21 protein-coding genes are annotated in these 18,939 nt (G+C 68.8%); 8 read left to right on the top strand and 13 right to left on the bottom strand.

What is annotated here, in order from left to right:
* Positions 1 to 111: 111 nt before the first annotated feature.
* Entirely contained in the window at positions 112 to 648 is a 537-nt protein-coding gene (locus tag FK531_RS06345; RefSeq protein WP_142096408.1) for an NADPH-dependent FMN reductase, read from the top strand.
* A gap of 338 nt (positions 649 to 986) precedes the next feature.
* Here FK531_RS06345 and FK531_RS06340 read toward each other — a convergent pair whose 3' ends face one another.
* The 8 genes from FK531_RS06340 to FK531_RS06310 form a co-directional block, all read right to left on the bottom strand.
* Positions 987 to 2,018, bottom strand: coding sequence for a type IV toxin-antitoxin system AbiEi family antitoxin domain-containing protein (locus FK531_RS06340; protein WP_142096405.1), 1,032 nt, complete (start codon positions 2,016 to 2,018; stop codon positions 987 to 989).
* A 156-nt stretch (positions 2,019 to 2,174) separates the two neighbouring features.
* Positions 2,175 to 2,906 (bottom strand): heme-binding beta-barrel domain-containing protein, encoded by a 732-nt coding sequence (locus FK531_RS06335; RefSeq protein ID WP_142096402.1) that lies wholly within the window; start codon positions 2,904 to 2,906, stop codon positions 2,175 to 2,177.
* 253 nt (positions 2,907 to 3,159) lie between these two features.
* Complete coding sequence (locus FK531_RS06330; RefSeq protein WP_142096400.1) at positions 3,160 to 3,465, bottom strand: DUF1416 domain-containing protein; 306 nt, start codon at positions 3,463 to 3,465, stop codon at positions 3,160 to 3,162.
* 2 nt (positions 3,466 to 3,467) lie between these two features.
* Positions 3,468 to 4,304 (bottom strand): sulfurtransferase, encoded by an 837-nt coding sequence (locus FK531_RS06325; protein WP_142096397.1) that lies wholly within the window; start codon positions 4,302 to 4,304, stop codon positions 3,468 to 3,470.
* 73 nt (positions 4,305 to 4,377) lie between these two features.
* Entirely contained in the window at positions 4,378 to 4,872 is a 495-nt protein-coding gene (locus tag FK531_RS06320) for a DUF4395 domain-containing protein (protein WP_142096394.1), read from the bottom strand.
* Between the two features lie 130 nt (positions 4,873 to 5,002).
* A complete protein-coding gene (locus FK531_RS22955; RefSeq protein WP_354003506.1) occupies positions 5,003 to 5,089 on the bottom strand; it encodes a putative leader peptide in 87 nt (28 codons plus the stop codon).
* Positions 5,090 to 5,098: 9 nt separating this feature from the next.
* Positions 5,099 to 5,578, bottom strand: a complete 480-nt coding sequence (locus tag FK531_RS06315; protein ID WP_142096392.1) for a thioredoxin family protein — start codon at positions 5,576 to 5,578, stop codon at positions 5,099 to 5,101.
* Positions 5,575 to 6,354, bottom strand: coding sequence for an LmeA family phospholipid-binding protein (locus tag FK531_RS06310; RefSeq protein WP_181762842.1), 780 nt, complete (start codon positions 6,352 to 6,354; stop codon positions 5,575 to 5,577). The genes FK531_RS06315 and FK531_RS06310 overlap by 4 nt, the downstream gene beginning before the upstream one ends.
* 152 nt (positions 6,355 to 6,506) lie before the next feature.
* On the opposite strand from FK531_RS06310, the gene FK531_RS06305 reads away from it, so the two are divergent.
* The 7 genes from FK531_RS06305 (at position 6,507) to pstB (ending at position 13,098) form a co-directional block, all read left to right on the top strand.
* Entirely contained in the window at positions 6,507 to 7,289 is a 783-nt protein-coding gene (locus FK531_RS06305; RefSeq protein ID WP_142096386.1) for a winged helix-turn-helix transcriptional regulator, read from the top strand.
* Positions 7,290 to 8,204 carry a mycothiol synthase gene (gene mshD / locus FK531_RS06300; RefSeq protein WP_435531019.1) on the top strand — a complete coding sequence of 305 codons (915 nt, stop codon included), beginning with the start codon at positions 7,290 to 7,292 and terminating at the stop codon, positions 8,202 to 8,204.
* Between the two features lie 2 nt (positions 8,205 to 8,206).
* Positions 8,207 to 8,935 (top strand): lysophospholipid acyltransferase family protein, encoded by a 729-nt coding sequence (locus FK531_RS06295; RefSeq protein WP_142096383.1) that lies wholly within the window; start codon positions 8,207 to 8,209, stop codon positions 8,933 to 8,935.
* A gap of 204 nt (positions 8,936 to 9,139) precedes the next feature.
* Complete coding sequence (gene pstS, locus FK531_RS06290) at positions 9,140 to 10,264, top strand: phosphate ABC transporter substrate-binding protein PstS (RefSeq protein ID WP_142096381.1); 1,125 nt, start codon at positions 9,140 to 9,142, stop codon at positions 10,262 to 10,264.
* Positions 10,265 to 10,320: 56 nt separating this feature from the next.
* Positions 10,321 to 11,370 carry a phosphate ABC transporter permease subunit PstC gene (gene pstC, locus FK531_RS06285; protein ID WP_142096378.1) on the top strand — a complete coding sequence of 350 codons (1,050 nt, stop codon included), beginning with the start codon at positions 10,321 to 10,323 and terminating at the stop codon, positions 11,368 to 11,370.
* 1 nt (position 11,371) lies between these two features.
* On the top strand, positions 11,372 to 12,277 hold the full coding sequence (gene pstA / locus FK531_RS06280) for a phosphate ABC transporter permease PstA (protein ID WP_142096375.1): 906 nt from the start codon (positions 11,372 to 11,374) through the stop codon (positions 12,275 to 12,277).
* Between the two features lie 44 nt (positions 12,278 to 12,321).
* Positions 12,322 to 13,098, top strand: a complete 777-nt coding sequence (pstB, locus tag FK531_RS06275; RefSeq protein ID WP_142096373.1) for a phosphate ABC transporter ATP-binding protein PstB — start codon at positions 12,322 to 12,324, stop codon at positions 13,096 to 13,098.
* A gap of 149 nt (positions 13,099 to 13,247) precedes the next feature.
* Here pstB and phoU read toward each other — a convergent pair whose 3' ends face one another.
* From phoU to FK531_RS06250, 5 genes are all read right to left on the bottom strand, one after another.
* A complete protein-coding gene (phoU, locus tag FK531_RS06270) occupies positions 13,248 to 13,922 on the bottom strand; it encodes a phosphate signaling complex protein PhoU (protein WP_142096370.1) in 675 nt (224 codons plus the stop codon).
* Positions 13,923 to 14,004: 82 nt separating this feature from the next.
* Positions 14,005 to 15,729, bottom strand: a complete 1,725-nt coding sequence (locus FK531_RS06265; RefSeq protein ID WP_435531023.1) for an LCP family protein — start codon at positions 15,727 to 15,729, stop codon at positions 14,005 to 14,007.
* 164 nt (positions 15,730 to 15,893) lie between these two features.
* The gene (gene dusB / locus FK531_RS06260) at positions 15,894 to 17,051 is read right to left on the bottom strand and encodes a tRNA dihydrouridine synthase DusB (RefSeq protein WP_142096368.1); all 1,158 of its coding nucleotides are present in this window, start codon (positions 17,049 to 17,051) and stop codon (positions 15,894 to 15,896) included.
* A gap of 66 nt (positions 17,052 to 17,117) precedes the next feature.
* Entirely contained in the window at positions 17,118 to 18,071 is a 954-nt protein-coding gene (locus FK531_RS06255) for an acyl-ACP desaturase (protein WP_142096365.1), read from the bottom strand.
* A 249-nt stretch (positions 18,072 to 18,320) separates the two neighbouring features.
* Positions 18,321 to 18,917 (bottom strand): DUF937 domain-containing protein, encoded by a 597-nt coding sequence (locus FK531_RS06250; RefSeq protein ID WP_142096362.1) that lies wholly within the window; start codon positions 18,915 to 18,917, stop codon positions 18,321 to 18,323.
* Positions 18,918 to 18,939 lie beyond the last annotated feature (22 nt).

Below are 18,939 nucleotides of genomic sequence, written 5' to 3'. Positions count from 1 at the left end.
CGGTCGGGGTACCGAACGCGCACAGTTCATTCCGGTTCCGGTGGCCCGTCGGTCGGGCGGTAACGTCGACCCTCGTGACCCGGTGCGCGGGCGCCGATTCGGAGGACGCCGATGCGACTGTTGTTGATCTCGGGCAGTACCCGGGCGGGATCCACTAACGGTGCCGCCCTCGCGACGCTGCGCGAGGAGGCGCCGGCAGGGTCGAGCGCCGTGGTGTACGAGGGCCTGGCGACGCTGCCGATGTTCAACCCCGACGACGACACCGATCCGCTCCCGCCCGCGGTGGCGGACCTCCGCCGGGCCATCGCGTCGACGGACGGCGTCGTCTTCTGCACCCCGGAGTACGCGGGCACCCTGCCAGGCAGTCTCAAGAACCTGCTCGACTGGACGGTCGGGGGCACCGAGATGACGGGCAGGCCCGCGGCGTGGATCAACGTCGCCGCGACCGGTCGCGGACGAGGGGCCGCCGACGCGCTCCGCACGGTGCTCGGTTACGTCGACGTCGACCTTCGTGAACGTGCGTGTATCGAGTTGCCGGTGCCCCGGGAGGCGGTCGGGCCGGGCGGGACCGTCAGCGACCCCACCGTGCGCAGCCGGTTCGCGGACTACTGGCACACCTTCGGCGAAGCAGGTTCCGCACCGGTGTAGAAGCGTATCCCCGCTGGCAGGGCGCCGAATTTAATCGATTGCGCGGTGCCGACGGCGGGCGTACTTTCGTCGGTACACGAGGAAGGAGGTGGTCTGAAGTTGAAGAACTACAGGACGCGTGAGGTGGCTGTCCGCTAGCCGCTACCGCTGAGTGGAATTCGCGAGAGCGGAGCCTGCGGAGCAGAAGGGTGCTCCGTGCGCGTCTGCGGCTGGCGAATCTCAGGCAGTCACCCGGCCCCCGAGCCCCCGGTAATTCCGACCGGGACCGCACGACGACAAGCGTCCGTCGCGCGGTATGGCTCGGGGGTCGTTCGGCGCTCCGCGCCTGTGCGCGCCGTTCACCCCACCCGGGGTATTTCGCGCGCACAGTTCGGGCACGGGTTGAGGCCACGCCACCCGCCGCGTTCGAGGATGGTCCGCACTTCGCCGGCCACCATGCAGGCCTCGTCGTGAACCTCTTCCCAGCCGTACACGAACTGGTCGACACCGACCAGGGTTGCCGCGTTCGTGCGTCGACGGTCGCGCCGCTTCACCTTTCGCGACGAATGCCACCTGTGGCCGTCGAGTCGGACGATGAGGTCGGCGCCGAGCACGGCGTACCGGACGTCCTCGTAGAGGGTCGCCCCGTCGACGTTCACCGGCCCCTGTCGATCGCCCGCGGGAAGTCCGTGGGCCTGCTCGACGTCCAGTGCGTAGTGGAGTTCGAGCACCGACTGGATGCCGCCGGCGACCATCGAACAGGCATCCTCGATCGCCCTGTTGTAGCGTCGCGGCTTGCGCTTCTCGATGCGGGTTCGCATCTGGGACAGGCCGATTCGCCCATTCGTCACGCTCGCGACGATCGACCCGTAGGCCTGCCGCGCGCTGGGCATCGCGACGGCGAGGTCGAGGGCGGTGTCGGCGAGCGATGTTCGTGGCGGATCGGTGGGGACGGCGATGTGGTCGAAGGCGCGCGACCGGTGTATCACGACGCCTGGATGCAGTACCTCGCCGATCCGAGGGACTGGCTCGTGCGGACGGATCGGGACTCGGATGGTCGTCGGAGGCTGGCTGTGCGCCGAGCGACCGTACGGCACCGTGAGGTGGACGGGTGCGTCAGGGGCGACGGGAACCATGCCCCATTCCTCGGCAGCGGTGTCGTGGCTCAGGACTGCGGCGCCTCCGCCGTAGAGCAGTGCGGCACGCAGAATCATCGGCCGGGTCAACGGTCCGGTGGTCGCGGCGTAGACGGCGAACAGCGGCCTCTGCCACTGCCCGGACTCGAGGAGGTACTGCACGTGTTTGCGGGTGTAGCCGTGCGCCGCGGCCTGGGGCGCGGAAATCAGTCCGTGCTGGGTGTCGAGCAACTGCTGGAGGTCGGGTGTGGTCATGTCGGGACGATGACGGCCACGACCGACACGATGCGTGCCCGGCGGGACGCGGGAGACGGCCCCTGTGGATGAATCGAAGGCTGTGGATATCCATGAACTGTGCGCGCGGAGTACCCCAGTCGGGGTGAACCGCGCGCACGGGCGCCGGAGGCGCTGCTATCCGATGTAGCGGGACAGGCGCGCGGACAGGTGCGGCTTCAGTGGGCCGTCGGCGAGGATGCGTTCCTCGACGTACGCGAGGTCGCCGCCCTCGACGATGCCGTACAGACGCTTGGCGCCGCCGACCAGCGCACCCTGCTTGCTGCGGATGACGACGTCGGTGGCCAGTTCCCAGCTCGACTGGGTCAGTGCCTGCCCGTAGTACAGCTCGACGACGCCGGAGCTGTGCGTGAGCAGCAACTCGACGACCTCCTCGTCGACGCTGCCGGGGATGCCGTCGCCGGCGACCCGCCAGAAGCCGCTCTCGCGCAGGTCCGGGCCGACGTACTCGCCGTCGGTGTCCAGTCGCCACGACCGGGATTCCCACGCGAGGAAGTTGCCGCCGTCGTGCGAGACCACGATCTGCTGGCCGAAGCGGTAGTCGCCGGACTCGGGATGACTGGCCTCACCCTCGCCGCGCCAGACGCCGACCAGCGGCAGCAGGGCGAGCATTCCGGGGTTCAGGTCCGGTCCGAGTCGCAGGTTCGCGGTTTCCTCGGGTAGCGGCAGGTCCGGCAGCACGGGAATGTTGCGTGCGGCGGTGTCCTTGGCACGCTCGACCGCGTCGGCTACCGCCTGGTCGCCGCTGCCGCGACGGACGGACTGCTCGGCGGAAACGCCGGCGTCACCCGCGGTCGCGGACGCGTCGTCCTTGGAGCCGACGGTGTCCCCGTCGCCGGACTGGCTCACGGCTTGTCGGTGACCAAGCGGTACACGACGTAGAGCGAGAACCAAGTAATCAGGATCGCTGCGAGAACCAGCAGCACCTCGAAGAAGATGACCACGGGGACAGTCTAAACCGGGGTCCGGGGCGGTCGCGCCCGGGGTGCGCCGAGCCGGGCCGGGACGCAGAAAGGCCCCACACCGGTGACGGTGCGGGGCCTCAACTGTGCGCGCGGTTCACCCCGGTCGGGGTGCACTGCGCGCACAGGCGCCGGAGGCGCTACTTGCTGACGGTGATGTCCACGCTGTGGAGGCCGTTGGCCTCCGGGCTGATCGTGGAATCGCCGTTGCCGGTGCTGGACAGCGCTCGCACGGTCCACGTGCCGGGTGCGGCGAAGAACCGGAAGTCGCCGGTGCCGGAGGCCACGACCTCGGCGGTGAACTCGCCGGTGCCGTCGAGCAGACGCACGAACGCGCCGCCGACCGGCTGGCCGTCGGCGGCCAGCACGCGACCGGTGATCACGGTCTCCTTCTCGACGTCAACGCCGGCGGGCAGGGTCTGACCCTGAACAGGTGCTCCACACATGGTTATCGAACCTCCAGCTCGATCGGGGCGCCGACGAGAGAGCCGTACTCGACCCAGCTGCCGTCGTAGTTCTTGACGTTGGACTTGCCGAGGATCTCCTGCAGCACGAACCAGGTGTGGCTCGAGCGCTCACCGATGCGGCAGTAGGCGATGGTCTCCTTGCTGTCGTCGAAGCCCTTGGCCGCGTACAGCGCGGTCAGGTCGTCGTCCGACTTGAAGGTGCCGTCCTCGTTGGCCGTGGTGCTCCACGGGATGTTGATGGCGCCGGGGACGTGTCCACGCTGCTGCGCCTGCTCCTGCGGCAGGTGCGCCGGCGCGAGGATCTTGCCGGAGAACTCGTCGGGCGAGCGGACGTCGACCAGGTTCTTGTTGCCGATCGCGTTGATGACCTCGTCGCGGAAGGCGCGGATCGAGGTGTCCGGCTCGGCGGCCGTGTACTCGGTGGCCGGGCGGGTGACCTCGGCGGTGGACAGCGGACGCCCGTCGAGCTCCCACTTCTTGCGGCCGCCGTCGATCAGCTTGATGTCCTGGTGCCCGTACAGCTTGAAGTACCAGTACGCGTACGCCGCGAACCAGTTGTTGTTGCCGCCGTACAGAACGACGGTGTCGTCGTTCGCGATGCCCTTGGCGGACAGCAGTGCGGAGAACTGCTCGCGGTTCAGGAAGTCACGACGGACGCCGTCCTGCAGGTCCTTGCGCCAGTCCAGCCGGACTGCACCCTCGATGTGGCCGCCTTCGTAGGCCGAGGTGTCTTCGTCGACCTCGACGAACACCGTCTTCGGTGCGTTGAGGTTCTGCTCGGCCCAGTCGGCTGAGACCAGGACGTCGGAGCGAGCCATGGTTGTCCTTTCGGTACGTGACTTGTGTCGGTACTTCGGTGGTGGTGCGGCCGAGGCCGGTGGGGTTGTGCGGCTACGCCGCGGGGATCGGAGTCGACCTGCGGACGCGGGCCACGAGCGGGTAGATCTGGCATCCGAGGCAGATGCCGAATGCCGCGTTGAGGAGGGCCGCGAAGAGCGCGAAGCCGGTCGCGATCGTACCGAGAAGGGCCAGCCCGGTCAGGAACCCGACGACGCCCACAACGGCGAACACGCCGCCGACGAGCTGGGCGAACTTCAGCGGTGCGACCGGCTCGCGCTCGCTGGCCGGGCCCACCCGAGGGGCCACGAACTGGGCGAACAGCCGGCCGTAGGGGCTGCGACGCGGGCCGAGGGCGGCACCGACGGCGAACACGACGGCCTGGACGGCGAGCAGCAGGCCCGCCGCGATGGGGGAGAAGGTGGACACCGCGAGCACGACGACGAGTACTGCGGTGGTGATCCACGCCGCGAACCGGGGTCCGCGAACGTCGACCTGATCCGCGGCGGCGGTGTGCGGGGCCGCGGTGGTGGGGACGGTGGTAGGCATTGGAGTGTGCTCCTGCGTGTGAACGGATGCCGTGAGATGCGAAAGACAGGGCGCGGTGTCCGGATCGGTCACGGCGTGGGGCTCGGGCACTCGGTGCCGGGGCGCGGGCGCCGAAGCGCGGCCGTGAGGATCAGAAGCAGGTACAGCAACAACCGCCGAGGCGGCACAGATCGACTGCGCGGCGTCGGGTGAGCAGGAGCTCTTGGCTGGTTTGCACGGGGCGAGCCTACCCGTTTTTCGGGGGATTCGAACCCTCGGGTCCGCACAGCGGGACCAGGGCGGCCTCGAGGTCCGCGGCCGACGGAACCCCCGACACGCGATAGCGCTGCTGCTGGGCGGCGTCGAAGATGAAGGTCGTCGGCAGCGACAGCACGCCGAGTTCGCGTGCCAGCGCGGGGTTCTCGTCGATGTCGACCTCCACCTCGACCGCGTGCACAGCGTCGACGCCGAGGCGGGCATCCAGGTTCTCCAGCGTCTGCCCGACCACTCGGCGCACGGCTGCGCAGGGGCCGCACCAGTCGGCGGAAAAGTGCAGGACCGTCGGTCCGGCGCCGGCAACTCCGGCCTCCGTGAGCAGGCGCAGCCGGACGTCGGTGGTCTGTGCCTCGGGTTCGGTCGCGCGGACCTTCCCCGCCCGTGACCGCAGGAACAGGCCGACTGCCGCCGCGGCCACCAGGACCGCGGCGAGCACGATCAGCGCGGTCACGACCGCACCATTTCGTCGAGGTTGATCACCACGTTGTCGCCCGAGCCCTCGATGACGACCTGTGAGCCCTGCGCGTACACCTTGGTCGGGCGCAGTCCGAACGGCAACTGCTGGGCGTCGATGTTCTTGGTGAACAGTCCGAGCACGGTCGGCTCGAGTACCGCGGGGACGGTGAAGTCCGCATGCCCCTCGGGGCCGAAGTAGAGGTTGGTGGCCACGATCTTGACGTTGTCGCCGTCGAGCACCAGGTTTGCCTGCACGCTGACGGTCGCCTTGAGCGGCCCCACCGGCACCGTCCCGGTGAGCACGATGCCGCCCGCGGTGGTCATTCCGGAGCCGCCGGAGCCGCCGGTCCCGTCGGACTTGTCGGCCGGGGGAGCAGAAACCTCCAGGTCCGGAATGCCGAGGAACTTGCCCAGGTTGGTGGCCTCGATCAGGACCCGGCCGTCGAGATGGTCGACGGGGATTGTGCGGACGCTGCCGTTGACGAGTTCGGAGGCGGGCACGTGCGCCCCGTGCAGGTTGGCCTCGACCGTCACGTCGCCGACGACGGTGCTGTCCACCCCGCGGGCGCGGATCTCGACGTGCTTGTAGGTGCCCGCGGCGGCCTGAGTGAGGAACGGGAACCCCGTGACGGTGACCTCCGGGTCCGAGGTGAGTGCGCCGCCCTCGCGCAGGCTCCGGGAAACGCGGTACTCGGAGTAGGCGGCCGCGCCGAAGTCGACGACCACGACGAGTGCCAACAGGCAGGCCAGGGCGAGTATCAGTTTCCGCACGGTCTCCATTGTGACGGACGCGAATCGCACGAGGGTTGACTGGCTGCCAGCAGGGGCACGCTAGTCTGTTCTCGAAGTATCGCGTCACCGTCGCCGCGTGCTCAGGCACATCGACGTGCTCAGGCACATGAACGACGAGAGGGGAAGGCTGCGTGGAGCTACTCCTGCTGACCTCTGACCCGAATCCGGACTCCGTACTGCCCTCCCTGTCGCTGCTGGCGCACACGGTGCGCCCGGCGCCGACCGAGGTCTCGTCGCTGCTCGAGGCGGGCTCCGCGGACCTCGCCCTGGTCGACGCGCGAACCGACCTCGCCGCTGCGCGCGGGCTGTGCCGACTGCTCGGGAGCACCGGATCCGCCATCCCCGTCGTCGCGGTCCTGACCGAGGGTGGGCTGGTCGCGGTCAATTCGGACTGGGGTCTCGACGACATCCTGCTGCCCGGCACCGGGCCCGCCGAGCTGGACGCCCGGTTGCGCCTCCTGGTCGGACGCAGCGGCGGTACCGCCACCCCGGAGAACGCGGGCAAGATCACCCTGGGGGAGTTGGTGATCGACGAGGGCACCTACACCGCGCGGCTGCGTGGACGCCCGCTCGACCTCACCTACAAGGAGTTCGAGCTGCTCAAGTACCTCGCGCAGCACGCCGGGCGGGTGTTCACCCGGGCTCAGCTGCTGCAGGAGGTCTGGGGCTACGACTTCTTCGGCGGCACCCGCACAGTCGACGTGCACGTCCGACGACTGCGCGCCAAGCTCGGACCCGAGTACGAGGCGCTGATCGGTACCGTTCGCAACGTCGGCTACAAGGCCGTGCGGCCCAGCCGCAAGGCGGGACCGGTGGCGGAGGCCCCCGACAACGACGAACTGGACGCGACTGCCCGCGACGAGGGCGAGTCGGACGGGTCGGCGCTCACCGCCGCGAACGGCACGGCCCTGTAGATGACCGAGCCCGGGATGAGCTGGTTCTTCCTGCTCGACGCCGAACAGGAGCAGCAGATCCGTGGGCTGGTCGAGCGCGCCGCTGCGACCGACGGCGTCGCGCCGATCTCGGAGCAGGCCGTACACCGGCTGACCGGGCAGTCGGGTGCCGAGCACCTGCTGTGGACCCTCGACGACACGATCGTCGGCTACGCCGGCGTCGAGCAGGCACAGGGCGAGCACCCCGCAATGGCCGAGGCGGTCGTGGAGCCCGCACGTCGCGGTCGTGGCATCGGGCGAGTGCTGATTCGCGAGGCGCTGCAGCGTGGCGGTCCGGGCACCCGCGTCTGGGCACACGGTGACCTGCCTGCCGCCCGCGCGGTCGCCGGCCACCTGGGTCTGCACGCGGCCCGCGAGTTGCTCCAACTGCGAAGGCCGCTGGCGGAGCCAGCACTGCCCGAGGTCGCCGTTCCGGGCGGCGTGACGCTGCGGACCTACGCCGGTCCGTCCGACGACGCGGAGTTGTTGCGGGTCAACGCCGCGGCTTTCGACTGGCACCCCGAGCAGGGGGCGTGGACGCAGCGCGAGATCGACGAGCGGGTGGCCGAATCCTGGTTCGATCCGCAGGGTTTGTTCGTCGCGACCGATACGGCGACCGGCGCGATGCTCGGCTTCCACTGGACCAAGGTGCACGCCGCGACCGCGGATTCCCCGGCGATCGGGGAGGTGTACGTGGTCGCGATCGCACCCGAGGCGCAGGGTCGTGGACTGGGTAGACTTCTCACTGTCGCGGGCCTGCGATACCTGCGGGATCGGGGACTCGACGCGGTGCTCCTCTACACCGAGGCGGACAACGTCGCGGCACTGCACACATACGACCGGCTCGCCTTCGAGCGGTATCACGTCGACGTCGCATACGAAGGGGCACAAGGGTAGTCATGTTCTACTGGCTGTTGAAGTTCGTGTTCGTCGGACCCTTCATCCGTTTCTACAACCGCCCGAAGGTCGAGGGACTCGAGAACATCCCGGCCGACGGTCCGGCGATCCTGGCCGGCAATCACCTGTCCATCGCGGACTGGCTCTTCGCGCCCCTGTCGTCGCCGCGCCGCATCACCTATCTCGCCAAGAGCGAGTACTTCACCACGCCCGGGTTCAAGGGTGCGCTGCAGAAGGCGTTCTACGCCGGCGCCGGCCAGGTGCCGATCGACCGCAGCGGCGCGGACGCCGCGAGTGCCGCGCTGGAGACCGCCCGCCGACTGCTCGACCAGGGCAAGCTGGTGGGCCTGTTCCCGGAGGGCACCCGCTCGCCCGACGGCCGGCTGTTCAAGGGCAAGACCGGCATCGCCCGGCTGGCCCTGGCCACCGGGCTGCCGGTGATCCCGGTCGCGGTGATCGGCACCGACGAGGTCTGCCCGCCCGGACCGTTCCGGTGGCGCCGCCGGCGGGTGCAGGTCAAGTTCGGCGAGCCGATCGACTTCTCCCGGTTCGAGGGCATGGGTGGCAACCGTTGGGTCGAACGGGCGGTCACCGACGAGATCATGTACGAGCTGATGCGGATGACCGGCCAGGAGTACGTCGACACCTACGCGGCCTCGCTGAAGAACCCGCAGGCCGCGACCGTGGTCGCCGCTGCCGACTTCCGGATCCCCGAAACCAAGGCAGGCTGAGGTCGGGAACTGTGCGCGCTGCGCACCCCGGTAGGGGTGAACCGCGCGCACGGGCGGCGGAGCCGCGTGATCTGCGGCTCATCTGTGCAGGTGTTCATTCTCCGTTCACCCTCCTGGGACCGTCTGGCTACCCCTCCCGCTTACCTTTCACGGCAGGGCGGCGCGGTGCTGCCTGGATAAGTTGAGCCTCCCGGAGGAAACAGCGTGAACTTCAAGCGCAATGCTGCGGTGCTCGGTGTGGTGGCCATCGGTGCCATGACCCTGGCAGCGTGTGGTAGCGACAACAACTCGGCGTCCGGCGGCACCACCGTCAACAGTGCGGCATCCACCGCCACCTGCGAGGGCAAGGAAGCGCTGTCGGCCGCTGGTTCCTCCGCACAGAAGAACGCGATGGACGCCTTCACGTCCACGTACATCGCGGTCTGCAAGGACAAGGGCCACAGCGTCAAGCTCGCCTACAACCCCAGCGGTTCGGGTGACGGTCGCACCCAGTTCATCGCCAAGCAGATCGACTTCGCCGGCTCGGACTCCGCCATCAAGGGCGACCAGGCCGCGGCCGCCAAGGCGCGCTGCGCCGGAAACGACGCGTGGAACCTGCCGCTCGTCTTCGGGCCGATCGCGATCGCGTACAACCTCGACGGCGTCGACAACCTGACGCTGGGCGGCGAGACCCTCGCGAAGATCTTCAACGGCGGCATCAAGAAGTGGAACGACCCGGCCATCGCCGCGCTGAACAGCGGCGTCAGCCTGCCAGACGAGGCCATCGTCCCGATCGTGCGCTCGGACTCCTCGGGCACCACCGACAACTTCCAGCAGTACCTGACCACCGCCTCGAAGGGCGCGTGGACCCAGGGCGCGGGCTCCGACTTCGTCGGCGGCGTCGGTGAGGGTGCCAAGGGTTCGGCCGGTGTCTCGCAGGCCGTCGCCGGCGCACCCGGGTCGATCACTTACGTGGAGAAGTCGTTCGCGGACCAGAACAAGCTCAAGGCCGCGAAGATCGACAACGGTTCCGGTGCGGTCGCGCTGACCGGCGACGCGGCGAGCAAGGCGATCGCGGGCGCCAAGTTCAAGAACGAGAACTCGGGCGATCTGGCGCTGGACCTCAACTCGATCTTCGGGAGCACCGAGGCCGGCGCGTACCCGCTGGTCCTGGCCACCTACGAGATCGTCTGCTCGAAGGGCTACGACGCCGACACCACGGCGGCCGTGAAGTCGTTCCTGACCAGTGCTGCCAACGAGGGACAGGCCGATCTCGCCGCGCAGGGCTACGTCCCGCTGCCCGGCACCGTCAAGGACAAGCTGAACGCGTCGATCTCCGCGATCGGCTGAGTGTCCCCGCTCGAACCAACCGCTCTATATTCAGACCTACAAGATTGCGAGCGCAGATGAGCGACGCGCCCACCCAATCGGCGCCTCCCGCACCCGGCCCCGGTGACCCCGGGGTCGGGGCGGGCGGGCCGCTCGGAGCACCGGAGGCACCGATCACTTCCTCACCCGCAGCCCCCGCGAGGACGGTCACCCGACCGGCCGACCGGATCTTCACGACGCTGACGACCGGGTCCGCGGTGTTCGTCACGGTGCTGATCGGGGCGATCGGGGCCTTCCTGATCTGGCGGGCCGTCCCTGCGCTCTCACGCAATGAGGTCAACTTCCTCACCAGTACCAAGTGGGTCACCACCGACATCAACCACATGGCGTTCGGCGTCCTGGACCTGTTCCTGGTGACCGTGATGGTGTCGGTGTTCGCGCTGGTGCTGGCCATGCCGGTGGCGCTGGGCATCGCGATCTTCCTCACCCAGTACTCGCCGAAGCGGCTCGCCAAACCGCTGGCCTACGTGATCGACCTGCTCGCCGCGGTGCCGTCCATCGTCTACGGCCTGTGGGGGATGCTGATCTTTGCTCCCGCGATTCGGCCGCTGGCCGTGTGGCTCAACGAGAACCTGGCCTGGATTCCGCTGTTCGCGACGGGTTCCGGCTCGGTGCGGGGCGGCGGCACCATCTTCACCGCGGGCATCGTGCTCGCGGTGATGATCCTTCCGGTGATCACCGCGGTGACCCGCGAGGTGTTCACCCAGACCCCGACCGCGCACATCGAGGCGGCGCTGGCGCTCGGCGCCACCAAGTGGGAGGTCGTGAAGACCACCGTCATCCCGTTCGGCAAGTCCGGCTACGTCAGCGGCTCGATGCTCGGCCTCGGCCGCGCGCTCGGCGAGACGATGGCCCTGTACATGATCCTGCGCACCACGACGAAGGACTTCTCGGGATCGCTGTTCGACACCGGCTCCACCCTCGCCTCGAAGATTGCCCTGGGTTACGCCGAGTTCAACAACGACATTCAGGCCGGCGCCTACATCGCGGCCGGACTGGTGCTGTTCGTGCTGACCTTCGTGGTCAACGCCGGCGCTCGCGCCGCCATCGCCGGAAAGAAGGACTGACATGACGGCGACTCTCGACCGCCCGGTCAAGAAGCCCACCTTCCAGTCGGTGAGCGGCCGACGCCGGGTCAGCGACATCGTCGCCCGGGTGCTCGTCACCGCGTCGGTGGTCATTGCACTGATCCCGCTGGTGTGGGTGCTCTTCACGGTGATCCGCAAGGGTCTTCCCGCACTGACCAGCCCGACCTGGTTCACCAACTCGATGAACGGGCTGTCGGCGTCCGCGTCCGGCGGCGGCATCTATCACGCGTTGATCGGCACCCTGCTCCAGGGACTGGTGTGCGCCGCCCTGTCCATCCCGCTCGGCCTTTTCGTCGCGGTGTACCTGGTCGAGTACGCGCAGGGCTCGCGGCTCGGCAAGCTGACCACCTTCATGGTCGACATCCTCAGCGGCGTCCCGTCGATCGTGGCGGCGCTGTTCATCTACGCGCTCTGGATCGCGACGTTCGGGTTCCCGAAGTCCGCGTTCGCGGTGTCGTTGGCGCTCGTGCTGCTGATGGTGCCGGTCGTCATCCGCAGCACCGAGGAGATGCTGCGGATCGTGCCGCAGGACCTGCGCGAGGCGTCGTACGCGCTGGGCGTGCCGAAGTGGAAGACGATCATGCGGATCGTGGTCCCCACTGCGCTGCCCGGCATCATCACCGGAGTCATGCTGGCGCTGGCCCGCGTGCTCGGCGAGACCGCGCCGCTGCTGATCCTGGTCGGCTACGCGTCGTTCATCAACTTCGACATGTTCGGCGGGGAGATGGGTTCTCTGCCCGGCGTGATGGTCGCCGAGATGAACAACCCCACCCAGGCCGGCACCGACCGGATCTGGGGCGCGGCGCTGACCCTGATCCTGTTGATCGCGGTGCTCAACATCGCCGCGAAGGCTATCGGCCACCTGTCCCGGGTCCGGAGCAAGTGACCCGATGACCGTGTCAGTTTTCACCCAATCTCGAGGGAGCCACCATGGCCAAGCGTCTTGACCTCAAGGACGTCAACATCTTCTACGGCAAGTTCCACGCCGTCGCGGACGTCGGCCTGTCCGTTCCCCCTCGCAACGTGACCGCCTTCATCGGCCCGTCCGGTTGCGGCAAGTCCACGGTGCTGCGCTCACTCAATCGCATGCACGAGGTGACCCCCGGTGCCCGCGTCGAGGGCGCGATCCTGCTCGACGGCGAGGACATCTACGGCTCGCAGGTGGACCCGGTCGGCGTGCGCCGCACCATCGGCATGGTTTTCCAGCGCCCGAACCCGTTCCCCACCATGTCCATTCGCGACAACGTCGTGGCCGGCCTGAAGTTGCAGGGGGTGCGCAACAAGAAGGAGCTCGACGAGATCGCCGAGCGGTCGTTGCGCGGCGCGAACCTGTGGAACGAGGTCAAGGACCGTCTCGACAAGCCCGGCGGCGGACTGTCCGGCGGCCAGCAGCAGCGACTGTGCATCGCCCGCGCGATCGCGGTCTCGCCCGACGTGCTGCTGATGGACGAGCCGTGCTCGGCCCTGGACCCGATCTCCACGCTGGCGATCGAGGACCTGATCACGGAGCTGAAGAAGGACTTCACCATCGTGATCGTCACCCACAACATGCAGCAGGCGGCCCGCGTGAGCGACCAGACCGCCTTCTTCAACCTCGAGGCCACCGGCAAGCCGGGCCGGCTCGTCGAGATCGACGACACCGAGAAGATCTTCTCCAACCCGACGCAGAAGGCCACCGAGGACTACATCTCCGGCCGCTTCGGGTAACCCCGCAACGCTGACATCGCCGAACGGGCGGTTGTCGGGTCTCGCTCTCGGGCGATGCTCCGGCAACCGCCCGTTCGACGTCGCGGAAGCGCCCCGGTGACGAAGACGCCCCGACCGGATTCCGGTCGGGGCGTCGCTGGTCGGAAGGGTCAGGCCTGCGGTTCGGTGGTCTCGTCCGGATCGACCGGCATCTTGCCGGTGACCAGGAAGATGACCCGGCGGGCCACCTCGACGGCGTGGTCGGCGAAGCGCTCGTAGAACCGTCCCAGCAACGTCACGTCGACGGCCGCGGCGACGCCGTGCTTCCACTCGCGGTCCATCAGCACCGTGAACAGGTGACGGTGCAGGTCGTCCATCGCGTCGTCTTCTTCGCGGAGCTTGGCGGCGCGCTCGGGGTCGCGGGTCTCGAGCACCTCCTTGGCGCCGGCGCCGAGCGCGACCGCCAGCCGTCCCATCTCCGCGAAGTAACCGTTGACCTCCTCCGGCAGTACGTGGTTCGGATGTCGCCGGCGCGCAATCTTGGCGACGTGCAGCGCCAGGGCGCCCATCCGGTCGATGTCGGAGACGATCTGGATGCCGCTGACCACCGACCGCAGGTCACCGGCGACAGGGGCCTGCAGCGCGAGCAGGGCGAAGGCCCGCTCCTCGCAGGAGACGCTGAGTTCGGTGATCTGGTCGTGATCGCTGATGACCTGCTCGGCCAGCGGGAGGTCTGCCTGCAGCAGCGACTGGGTCGCCCGCTCCATTGCCGTTCCCGCGAGGCCCGCCATCTCGCCGAGCATGTCGGCGAGTTCGGTCATCTGTTCGTTGTAAGCCACGCGCATGAGGTCACAGCCTAGTTCCTGCCAGGAACCAAGTCACGATCACGAGGTGAACATCGAATGAATGACACTGCACGTCAGGGCGCTATGCGCAAGAATCGTCGGCCGCGTTCGTGAACGACAGGTCCGGCGGGAGCTCCTCGATCGTGGTGCCCGAGACGACCGTGGACTTCGGCGCGACGGTCGGGTGCAGCGCACTGCCGACCGTCGGCGGCGTGCTGACCTTCCCGGAGAAGCCCGACCCGAGGACGACGTCGACGATGGCGCCGAGGTCCGAGGTCTCCTGTAGCAGTGCGCCGGGAATCGCGGCGGCCACGGTCGCGGCCTCCGCCTCCTGACCTGGTCCGTAGCGAACCAGGGTGGCGCCGCTGATGCCGGTGTAGTTGCCGACGCTGTAGATCTGGAAGCCGTGCGCACCGAGCGAACTGGCCGCCTGGGCCGCCACACCGGTCACTCCGGATGCGTTCGAGACCTGTATCGACACCCTCGCGGGGGACAGTGCGAGCAGGCTCGGCGCCGGCGCGGGTGTGACCGCGGTGGGGGGAGTGCTCGTCGTCGACGCCTTCGCGGCGTCGGCCTTGCGGGACTCGCCGGGCAGCGGCTCGTCGTCGATGATCGCCTGGAAGATCGAGTGGATGTCCTCGAGGCGGGGGATCTCGTTGCCGAGCTCGTTGGTGCCTGCGGTGGGGACGGTGAGGAAGGTGACGGCCCCCGCGTCGACCTTCTGCAGCGAGCGACCGAGGGTCACCAGCGACTTCGTGTCGACGTTCTGGACGAAGGTGTCCCGGGTGAAGGCGTTGATGAACCCGTTGAGCTTGCCCGGGTCGAAGAGCACCTTGTTCGACAGGGCCGACCGCAGCAACGAGGACAGGAACATCTGCTGGCGCTTGATGCGGCCGTAGTCGCCGTTGCCCTCGGCCTCGACCTTGCGGGCGCGGACGTAGTTCAGTGCGGTGGCGCCGTTGACGGTCTGCTTGCCGGCGGTCGCCAACACGGTGCCGAGTTCGTCGTCGATCAGCGGCGCGTTGACGCACACCTGGACACCGCCGACCTGGTCGACCATCGACTCGAAGCCGGAGAAGTCCATGCCGATGAAATGGCCGATCTTCAGACCCGACATCTTCTGGATCACCTTGACCAGGCATTTCGGACCGCCGAAGGCGTATGCCGAGTTCAGCTTGTCGTTGTCGGCGCCCGGGTTGATCTCGCTGGTGTACTCGCCCTTGTCGTTGTCCCAGGCCTGGCAGCTCGGGCGGACGATGTCCAGGTCGCGGGGGAACGACACCGCGACGACGCGACTGCGGTTCGCTGGGACGTTGACCAGGATGACCGTGTCCGATCGGGACCCCTCGGCGTCGGCGACGGACCCGGCTCCGACGCCACCGTTGGCGCCCGCCCGGCTGTCGGTGCCGACGATCAGGTAGGTCTCGTCACCGTACTGGCCGCCGGGGTCGACGACGTCGGTGCTGTCGGGGTCGAGGGCGGCGACCTGCAGGAAGCCGTTGTCGGTCGCGCGCAGGTACCCCCACACGACGCCGGTGAGGACGAGGGCCAGCACGGCGACCATCGCGACCGCGCTGCGACCGATCACGCGCAGGCGTTTCTGCTTGCGGCGCTTGCTGGCGACCAGCCGGGTCAGGGCCGGCGCCGCGTCGTCCGCAGGCGACACGACCTCCGGCTCGGCCCGGTACATCCAGCCCGTCGGCTTCGGCTCGGGTTCGGGTTCGGGGGGTGGCGGGGGTTGTGGCGGGTTCCGGGGCGGCGGGTTCTGGCGGGGAACCTGCGGGATGGGACGGCTCACATGGGAGATGGGCCTCTCCCACGGGGCGCGACCCTCGGGCGCGGGGCCCGGACCGTGATCGTCGCCCACCTACAGACCCTCACCTCTCGCGTAATCACCACCGCCGACGCCGGACGGTTCCCACATGATACTTACCGGACCTGTGTGATCCAGTCGGGTCCGATCGTGGCTGGTCAGCCGCCGGAATGCATGAGATCGGCGCCTGCCGGAACGAGGCAGTCCTCGGGGTCGTCGAGCCAGCCCTCGGGCAGGGAGACCTTGCCGGGCGACCCCTGCCTGCCGCGCGGTCCCTCGGCGTCCTTGGGGAACGGCACATCGGGGGGGAGCTGGACGAGCAGCCCGTCCAGTTCGTCGAGCGTGGACACCATCGCCATCGCCACCCGCATGTCGGAGCCGGCCGGGAAGCCGCGCAGGTACCAGGCGACGTGCTTGCGGAGCTCGCGCAGGCCCTTGTCCTCGCCGTGGTGGGCGGCGAGCAGTTCGGCGTGCCTGCGGATGATCGTGGCGACCTCGCCGAGAGTCGGCGGCGTGGGCTCCGGCGTTCCGTTCAGGGCCGCGCTGAGCTCGGCGAACAGCCACGGTCGGCCGAGGCAGCCGCGACCGACCACGACGCCGTCGCAGCCGGTTTCGGCCATCATCCGCACCGCGTCCTCGGCGGCGAAGATGTCGCCGTTGCCGAGCACGGGGACGTCGGTGACGTGGTCCTTGAGTCGGGCGATCTCGCCCCAGTCGGCGGTTCCGGAGTAGCGCTGCGCGGCGGTCCGGGCGTGCAGCGCGACCGCCGCGGCGCCCTCGCCGGCGGCGATCCGGCCGGCGTCGAGGTGGGTGTGGTGCTCGTCGTCGATGCCGACGCGGAACTTCACGGTCACCGGGATGTCGGTGCCCTCGGTGGCCTTGACCGCGGCCGCGACGATCCGGCCGAAGAGGGTGCGCTTGTACGGCAGTGCGGCGCCGCCGCCCTTGCTCGTGACCTTCGGCACCGGGCAGCCGAAGTTCATGTCGATGTGGTCGGCCATGTTCTCGTCGACGATCATCTTGGCCGCCGCGTAGGTGGTGTCCGGGTCGACGGTGTAGAGCTGCAGCGACCGCGGCGACTCGGTGGGCCCGAAGGTGGTCATGTGCAGGGTGGCGGGCTGCCGCTCGACGAGGGCCCGCGCGGTCACCATCTCGCACACGTACAGGCCCGACGTGCTGCCCGACCGTTCGAGCTCGAGCTCGCGGCAGAGGGTGCGGAAGGCCACGTTCGTGATGCCCGCCATCGGGGCGAGCACGACGGGGCTATGTAGCTCCAGCGAGCCGATGCGCAGGTGCTGAGCGGTGGGAGTTGACATCGATACCTCGGAAATGACTGTGCCCGGTACCGAAGTTCGGTACCGGGCACAGAATACGTGCTTCCCTCAGGACGCCTCGCGCTCCGCCTTCGCGGCCTCGCGCGCGAGCATGCGGTCGCGCTGCTCCTCGAACTTGGTCGCCTGCACGCCGAGGTCGTCCAGGAACGTCGACAGCGCGTCCCGTGAGGCCTCGCCCGCGCCGGTGAAGTCCTCACGCTCGAAGATGCGCCACTTGCGCAGCACCGGCATGACGACCTCTTCGAGGTGCTGGCGCAGGTCGTAAATGCCGTGCTTGGCCATGAGAACGCCGTTGCGGCGGAAGTTCGGCATGCCGGCACCCGGCATCTCGAAGTGCGTCACGACGTCGGTGATCGCCGCGATCGTCTGGTCCGGCGACACGTCGAGCGCGGCCTCGCAGATGTTGCGGTAGAAGATCATGTGCAGGTTCTCGTCGGCCGCGATGCGCGCCAGCATGCGGTCCGCGACGTCGTCGTTGCAGGCCTTGCCGGTGTTGCGGTGCGAGACGCGGGTCGCGAGTTCCTGGAAGGTCACGTACGCGACCGAGTGCAGCAGGCCCTCGGTGTCGCCGGGGGAGGAGTAGCCGTTGGTCATGTGGATCATCCGGGCCTCTTCGAGGGCCACCGGGTCCACGCCGCGGGTCACGGTCAGGTAGTCCCGCATCACGATGCCGTGGCGGTTCTCCTCGGCGGTCCAGCGACCGACCCAGGTGCCCCAGGCGCCGTCGCGGGAGAAGTTCTCCGCGATCTCGCGGTGGTACGACGGCAGGTTGTCCTCGGTGAGCAGGTTCGTGATCATCGCGGCCTTCGCGATCGGATCGAGACGGGAGTGCTCGGGGTCCCAGTCCTCGCCGCCCATCGCTGCGAAGTTGCGGCCCTCGTCCCACGGGACGTAGTCGTGGGGGTGCCAGTCCTTCGCCATGGAAAGGTGCCGGTTGAGGTTGGATTCGGCCACGGGCTGCAGCTCCTGCAGCAGCTCCAGCTGGGTCAAATCTCTGGCCATTAACTTGCCTCCATGTATCCGCGGAAAATCGGCTCAACCTAGCCTACGGGACCGTAACCACGTTCGGCATTGCTTCGGATTGGTCACGAGCTGGGAATTTTCTGCGCGTTCCGGGCACATTCCCGCATAGATATCGCGGCGGTGGGGTGATCCGTTACGCCAACGTGCCGGCATCGGATCGCGCAACGGCGGCATCCGAGTACACGGACGCCGCCGTTCTCCACGCCGACTGTCGGTAGAGCGGCCGTGCTACTTCTTGCCGCCGCCGAGCAGGCCTCCCAGCAGGTCGCCGAGGCCGCCGCCTGACTGCCCGCCGCCGAGCAGGCCGCCGAGCACGTTGCCGAGGCCGCCGCCTGACTGCCCGCCGCCGAGCAGGCCGCCCAGCAGGTCGCCGATGCCACCGCCGCCCGACTGCGCCTGGGTCGCGGCAGCGCCGCCCTTGTTGCCGGACATCTGCTTCGCGACGAAGGCCAGCACGATCGGTGCGAGCATCGGCAGCAGCTTGCCCACCAGCGAGCTGCCGCCCGCGCCGCCGACGCCGCCGAGCGCGCTCACCACCTGGTCCGTGCTGTCGCCGAAGACGTTGGCGACGATCTTCTGACCGTCGGCCGCGTCGACCTGGTCGAGGTCCACGCCGCCCTCGAGGAAGGCGGGATCGGAGTGCTTCTGGAGCGCGTTCTCGAGGGAGGCGGCGCCGGCCGGGTCCTGGGCGTTCGCCTCGAGTCCGCCGACCAGGGTCGGGATCGCCGACTTGACCGCGGTGGTCGCGGTGGCCTCGTCGACGCCGAGTTTCGCGGCGATCTGACTGATGGGAATCTGGGACAGTAGTTCATCGATCGATGCCATGTGAGCCCGTCTCGTCGAGGAC

It is taken from the genome of Rhodococcus spelaei, assembly GCF_006704125.1.
Lineage (GTDB): Bacteria > Actinomycetota > Actinomycetes > Mycobacteriales > Mycobacteriaceae > Rhodococcus_G > Rhodococcus_G spelaei.
Note: the sequence above shows the minus strand (reverse complement) of the source record. Positions and strands in the feature narration are given on the sequence as shown.